Annotated in this window: 7 protein-coding genes; 3 read left to right on the forward strand and 4 right to left on the reverse strand. The window is 63.9% G+C overall.

Translation table 11 applies throughout. The features are described from left to right. Window positions 1-470: 470 nt before the first annotated feature. From ACP5E6_RS15795 to ACP5E6_RS15805, 3 genes are read right to left on the reverse strand one after another with little or no spacing between them, the layout of a single operon-like run. Window positions 471-1,151, reverse strand: coding sequence for a DUF1223 domain-containing protein (locus ACP5E6_RS15795; protein WP_427955653.1), 681 nt, complete (start codon window positions 1,149-1,151; stop codon window positions 471-473). A gap of 11 nt (window positions 1,152-1,162) precedes the next feature. Then, on the reverse strand, window positions 1,163-1,885 hold the full coding sequence (locus ACP5E6_RS15800; protein ID WP_427955655.1) for a molybdopterin-dependent oxidoreductase: 723 nt from the start codon (window positions 1,883-1,885) through the stop codon (window positions 1,163-1,165). 4 nt (window positions 1,886-1,889) lie between these two features. Further along, window positions 1,890-2,546: a cytochrome b/b6 domain-containing protein gene (locus tag ACP5E6_RS15805; RefSeq protein WP_427955657.1), complete on the reverse strand. Its 657-nt coding sequence runs from the start codon at window positions 2,544-2,546 to the stop codon at window positions 1,890-1,892. A 191-nt stretch (window positions 2,547-2,737) separates the two neighbouring features. On the opposite strand from ACP5E6_RS15805, the gene ACP5E6_RS15810 reads away from it, so the two are divergent. The 3 genes from ACP5E6_RS15810 to ACP5E6_RS15820 all read left to right on the forward strand — a co-directional run bounded on the left by ACP5E6_RS15810 (window position 2,738) and on the right by ACP5E6_RS15820 (window position 4,638). After that, a complete protein-coding gene (locus ACP5E6_RS15810) occupies window positions 2,738-3,007 on the forward strand; it encodes a hypothetical protein (RefSeq protein ID WP_427955660.1) in 270 nt (89 codons plus the stop codon). A 104-nt stretch (window positions 3,008-3,111) separates the two neighbouring features. Beyond that, window positions 3,112-3,762 (forward strand): peroxiredoxin-like family protein, encoded by a 651-nt coding sequence (locus tag ACP5E6_RS15815; protein ID WP_427955661.1) that lies wholly within the window; start codon window positions 3,112-3,114, stop codon window positions 3,760-3,762. 6 nt (window positions 3,763-3,768) lie between these two features. Next, the gene (locus ACP5E6_RS15820) at window positions 3,769-4,638 is read left to right on the forward strand and encodes a LysR family transcriptional regulator (protein ID WP_427955664.1); all 870 of its coding nucleotides are present in this window, start codon (window positions 3,769-3,771) and stop codon (window positions 4,636-4,638) included. A gap of 82 nt (window positions 4,639-4,720) precedes the next feature. Here ACP5E6_RS15820 and ACP5E6_RS15825 read toward each other — a convergent pair. Continuing rightward, window positions 4,721-5,361 (reverse strand): acyl-CoA dehydrogenase (locus ACP5E6_RS15825; RefSeq protein ID WP_427955666.1); only part of this gene is annotated, 641 nt, incomplete at its 5' end.

Raw genomic sequence — 5,361 nt, forward strand, 5'->3', positions numbered from 1 at the left:
CGACGACGCTGGCCGCCGGTATTTCAAGTCGACGGTGTTGGGGGAGGTGGAGAAGTGTAAACCAATGTTGGTATCATGAGGCTAATTGACACGGCGCGTCCGGGATTTAAGGAACGTTCCGACCGAAAAACGGCGATTCCGGGATTTAAGGGCTCTGCGTCGAAGTTGGTGCACGTCTGCTTTGGCGAGTAATTCAGGGTAACGCGATCGCCGAAACCTGAAGCAGCCAAACCGAGAGCCAGATCAAACGTTTTAAGCTGCTGAAGCGCTCAATGAATGGCTAGGCAAGCACCGAAATATTACGAATTAAAATAACAATGCCGCCGCCAAACGTCCTTTTGCACCAAATCTGACGCAGAGCCGATTTAAGGAAAACTCACATCAGCGCAGCGGCACCATAACCCCGATCATCCAATCGGAAGCCGGCACGATCGAAAAGACGTGCGATGCCCCCGCATCTTGTCGCTGTCTCAGCTTGCAGCCGCGCCAACGATGGTGCCGTCTTTGTGTTGGATCAGGATCGCGATGTGCTGAGCGACGGCATGGTCGACTTGCAGTGTGAGCGGCTGGCCGGTCCAGGTGTCGAGCGGGGTGATCGCACGGACGACGTGGATCTGTCGCAGGTCGAGGCCGCGGTTTTCGCCGCCGTGGATAGCGGTGCGGTCAGTGGCATCGTAGCGGAACAAAGTGATCTCGGCGGGACGGCGCGGTGCGGTGCCGCTGATCGAGACGGTCCAGCCGGTGGGGCTCGGCATGATCGTCACTTGGGCGGTGGGATGGGCGGCGCGGAGCGATGCGGCGGCAATTGCAGCGGTGACCGCCGAACGATCCGAACCGATGGCTGCGGTGCGGCCATCGATAATCGCCTGCGGGGTGTAGATGTCCGATGCATCATCGTGCGCGGCGTACCATTTCTGCCGTGCGGTGGCCTGCGGCAGGGCGAACCGGTCCGCCCAGCTTGGCCCATTGAAATAGGCGACGTGTTCGGTCAGCACGAGGATGTCGGGGTTCGCCGCCTGAAGCCGCGCCATCAGCGCTTCGGCGGGCGGGCAGTCCGAGCAGGCCTGCGAGGTATAAAGCTCGACCACGACGGGGCGAGCTTGGGCGATCGGCATTGCGAGCAGCGTCGCTGCGATGATCGCCTTGGTCATGCGCCGCATCTTCATGACCCGCCAAACCAGTTATAGCCCTGTTTTTCCCAATACCCGCTGGGGAACTGGTTGGTCACGCCCATGGCGACGATCGATTTAGCATTCTTGTAGCCGAGCTTGGTCGGGATGCGCAGGCGCACCGGCGCACCGAACGGAGCGGTGAGTGGGGCACCCAGGAAATCGAGCGCGAGGATGGTCTGTGGCTGCAGCGCGGATTCCATGTCGATGCTCTCGAAATAGCCGTCAGCGCAATGGAATGAGACATAGCGTGCGTTCAGATCCGCGTTGATCGCCCGCAGCACCGTGGACAACGGCACACCGCTCCATTGGCCGATGACGCGCCAGCCTTCGACGCAGATGAACCTCGTGATCTGGCTTTCCTGCGGCATCGCGCGAAGTTGCGCGAGTTTGAGCGGTTGCTTGTTGCCGATCCGCCCGGTCAGGGCCAGCCGCCAGGTCGCGGGATCGACCCGGGGGGCCTGATCCATGCTGTAGAACGCGTTGAACCGGGGCGGGTGGGTGATCGCCGAGGCAGGATAGGTGGGGGCAAGGGTATGGCGATTGAACAGGGCGGCCTGCACATCGTCGTTCCAGCTCGACATGGCGCTGAGCACGCGGTCCACCAGGTCGGGGTGGGCGGGATCGTCGAAATCGCAGCCGGTCAGGGTGGCGGCGGCACCGAGGGCGAGGGCGCGGCCGAGCAGGTTGCGGCGGTTGAGGGTGAGGTTTGCCATGGGATTACTCTGCGAGTTCGGAGTGAGAGAGCGGGGATTCCGGGGTAGGCAGGCGTCCGCCGGTGATCATGGCGGGCAGCACCCGCGGCACCAGAGCGACCAGGAGCAGATGCACGACCAGGAACAAAGCGATGCCGGTCATCGCGATGAAATGGATGATGCGCGAGATGAAGAATCCGCCGAACAGATCGGACAAGGGCCAGAGCTGCACCGGTTTCCAGACCGCGAGACCGCTGAGCACCGCGAGGATGCCGAGCGCGATGACGCCGAGGTAGAGTAGGCGCTGCACCGCGTTGTAGACGCCGGGGCGATGGGGCAGATGGAACCGCGCCGCGGCAAGGGCATCGTGCAGCACGGAGCGCGGGGTGAGCGGCAGCAGCTTGCGCCGGAAATGACCGCTCGCGATGCCCCAGCCGAGATAGAGCGCGCCATTGAGCATCAGCAGCCAGATCGCGGCCAGATGCCAGGCGATCGCGCCGCCGAGCCATTGGCCGATCGTGGCCCATTGGGGAAAGGTGAAGGGCAGGAAGGGTGAGGCGTCGTAGATTTCCCAGCCGCTGCCGATCAGGGTGATGATGGCGATGGCGTTGAGCCAGTGCATCAGCCGCAAGGCGAGCGGATGGATCGGCATGCGGCTGGTCGGGGGGGGATCGGACGGCATGGGCTGGTCTCCTGGATACGGGGCGATGTCCATGCGCCATTCATGCGCGCAACGAACATGCGGCGTCGAGGTATCGAAACCATGCCCAAACGGCATTGGCGCGGATGATGGATCGGCGGCACATCATCGAGGCGTAGGGCGGCTCCAACGGTCGTTCCCGCAATTCGATCATCAACAGCACGGAGACTGCAATGAACCGCTTTCTGCTCGCCACCACGATGGTGCTCGGCCTCGCCGCCACCGGCATCGCCCAGGCCCAGACCACCGACAGCATGGCCAAGCCCGATACCATGAGCCACAGCACGATGGCTCATGGTACGATGAAGCATAGCACGATGAGCCATAGTACGATGAAGCATCACGCCATGAAGCACGTCATGACCAAACCCAACATGATGAAGCATAACGCCATGAAGCATGACACGATGAAACACGACACGATGAGCCACACGGCACAATAATCGGCGGCGTACCCCGATCGGCCGGTGTTGCACCGGCGGTCGGGCACCAATCGGTCCAGGAGGGCGATCTATGGCAGTATTGCGTATCACGGTATGATCCGCCGATGAACCTTCAGGACATGCTCGATGCCGAACGCGCGACCCGCCTGGTCAACGAGGCGGTGCGCGCGGCCTATGAGGAAACCGTCGCGACGCTGAACCGCAACGGGTTCATGCCCGGCGTACTGGCCGAAGAGGCGCAGTTCCCCGATTTCATGCTGCCGAACTCCGAGGGACGGCTGGTGTCACTTTCCGGCTTGCTGGCACGCGGGCCGGTGATCGTGCAGTTCTTTCGCGGCGAATGGTGCCCCTATTGCCGGCTGATGCTCGATGCGCTGGTGACGGCCCTGCCGGAGATCGAGGCGCTCGGCGCCACGCTGGTTGCACTGACACCCGATACCGGAGCAGCGGCACATGACGCCAAGATCAAGCACGGCGCCGCGTTCGATGTGCTGTCGGACGTCGATTGCGGGGTCGGACTGGCCGCCGGCGTGGTGTTCCGCCTGCCACCCCTCTATAAGGCGCGGCTGATCACCGTCGGGCTCGACATCCCGGATCGCCATGGCAACGAGGCATGGTTCCTGCCGATCCCCGCCGTGTTCCTGCTCGATCGGGACGGCAGAGTGGCTTGGCGGTTCGCCGATGTCGATTTCACCCATCGCGCCGGACCCGAGCGCATCATCGCCGCGCTGCGACAGCTCGACACGCCCGAGTGAACGGGGATGGAACTCACCCAGGTCCGTTATTTCGTGGCGCTCAGTCGCTCGCTGAACTTCACCCGCGCCGCCGAAGCCTGCAACGTCACCCAGCCGGCGCTGACCCGCGCAATCCAGCGGCTTGAAGAGGAGTTAGGCGGCGCACTGCTGTTTCGCGAACGCAACCTAACCCAGTTGACCGACCTCGGCCGCACCATGCTGCCGCATCTCGACGCTATGCTGATGGCGGCCGACAGCGCCGCCGCCCTGGCCGATGCACGCCGCCGCCAGCCGGTGGCCAGTCTGAAGATCGGCCTCGCACCCGGCATCGGCTGTGCTGCGATCGCTTTCGCGATCCGCGAAGTCGCCGCGATCCTGCCCGATCTGATGATCCGGTTCGAAGAGGCCGCCGCCGCCAGCCTGATCGAGGCGATGCTGGCCGATATGCTCGATTGCGCCCTGCTGCCGCAGGATTGCGACCTGCCCGACCGCTTCAACCATTGGCCGCTCTACGAAGATCGCGCCGTCGCCGTGCTGCCGACCAACCACGCGCTGACCAGCCGCGACACGCTCACAGCCGATGATCTGCAAGGCGAGACGCTGCTGCATGGTGAACGCTGCGGTGGTTTCGCCGCTCGGCTGGAGACCGCACCCAGCACCAGATACCGGTTTCGCCGCTGCGATGGTGCCACCAGCCACATGCTCGATCTGGTCGCCGCCGGCATCGGCGTCGCCCTGCTGTCCGAACGCATCGCACTGCCCGGCCAGGTCACCGCACGACCGATCGACAACCCGGTTCTGACCCGCACCGTACGACTGGCAACACCCGCCGGCCGCCCGCAAGGTGCTGCGGTATCCGGCTTCATCAAACTATGCCGCGCCCGGCGCGGGACATAAGCCGTCCGGACCGTCAATCGCCTTGTTTTCCTACCGGAACGCTATGTCGATGCCGGGCATAGACTGACGGTCACGCGCCTGATCATGCCGCCAACCGCCGCAGATGATAATCGGCATCGCCGAACTGCATCTCGATCATCGTCAGCCGCTTGAACAGATGCCCCGCCTTGTACTCCATCGTCACGCCGATGCCGCCATGCAGCTGCACCGCCTGCTGACCCACGAATTTCGCCGCCCTGCCGACCGCGGCCTTCGCCATCGCCATCGCCTCGCCCCGAACCTTCGCATCGTCGTCGGCCGCGGACATCGCCGCGAAAATCGCCATGCTGCGCGCCTGCTCCAGCGCGACATACATATCCACCGCCCGATGCTGCAACGCCTGGAACGCCGAAATCGCGACACCGAACTGCTTGCGGGTCTTCATGTAATCCACCGTCATCGCGATGAGCGCCTCCATCGCCCCCACCGCCTCGGCACAGATTGCGGCAACCGCCTCATCCGCCGCCCGCTCGAGCACGGCCAGATCGCCCACCAGCCGCGCCGCCGGCACCCGCACATTGGCAAGCGAAACCTCCGCCCCGCGCAGCGCATCCTGCATCGCATAGCCGCGCCGTGACACCCCTTCGGCCTTCGCATCGATCAGAAACAACCCCACCCCGTCCCGATCCCAGGGCAATCGCACTTCAGAATAGTTGTAGGAGGCTGGTGAGGTAGGCATCATCC

The sequence above is a fragment of the Acidiphilium sp. genome (genome assembly GCF_049977125.1).
Lineage (GTDB): Bacteria > Pseudomonadota > Alphaproteobacteria > Acetobacterales > Acetobacteraceae > Acidiphilium.

What these genes read in the sequence shown, in the direction of transcription:
- ACP5E6_RS15795 (WP_427955653.1), bottom strand. Translation starts at nt 1,151, where the DNA reads ATGACCAAGGCGATCATCGCAGCGACGCTGCTCGCAATGCCGATCGCC.
- ACP5E6_RS15800 (WP_427955655.1), bottom strand. Translation starts at nt 1,885, where the DNA reads ATGGCAAACCTCACCCTCAACCGCCGCAACCTGCTCGGCCGCGCCCTC.
- ACP5E6_RS15805 (WP_427955657.1), bottom strand. Translation starts at nt 2,546, where the DNA reads ATGCCGTCCGATCCCCCCCCGACCAGCCGCATGCCGATCCATCCGCTC.
- ACP5E6_RS15810 (WP_427955660.1), top strand. Translation starts at nt 2,738, where the DNA reads ATGAACCGCTTTCTGCTCGCCACCACGATGGTGCTCGGCCTCGCCGCC.
- ACP5E6_RS15815 (WP_427955661.1), top strand. Translation starts at nt 3,112, where the DNA reads ATGAACCTTCAGGACATGCTCGATGCCGAACGCGCGACCCGCCTGGTC.
- ACP5E6_RS15820 (WP_427955664.1), top strand. Translation starts at nt 3,769, where the DNA reads ATGGAACTCACCCAGGTCCGTTATTTCGTGGCGCTCAGTCGCTCGCTG.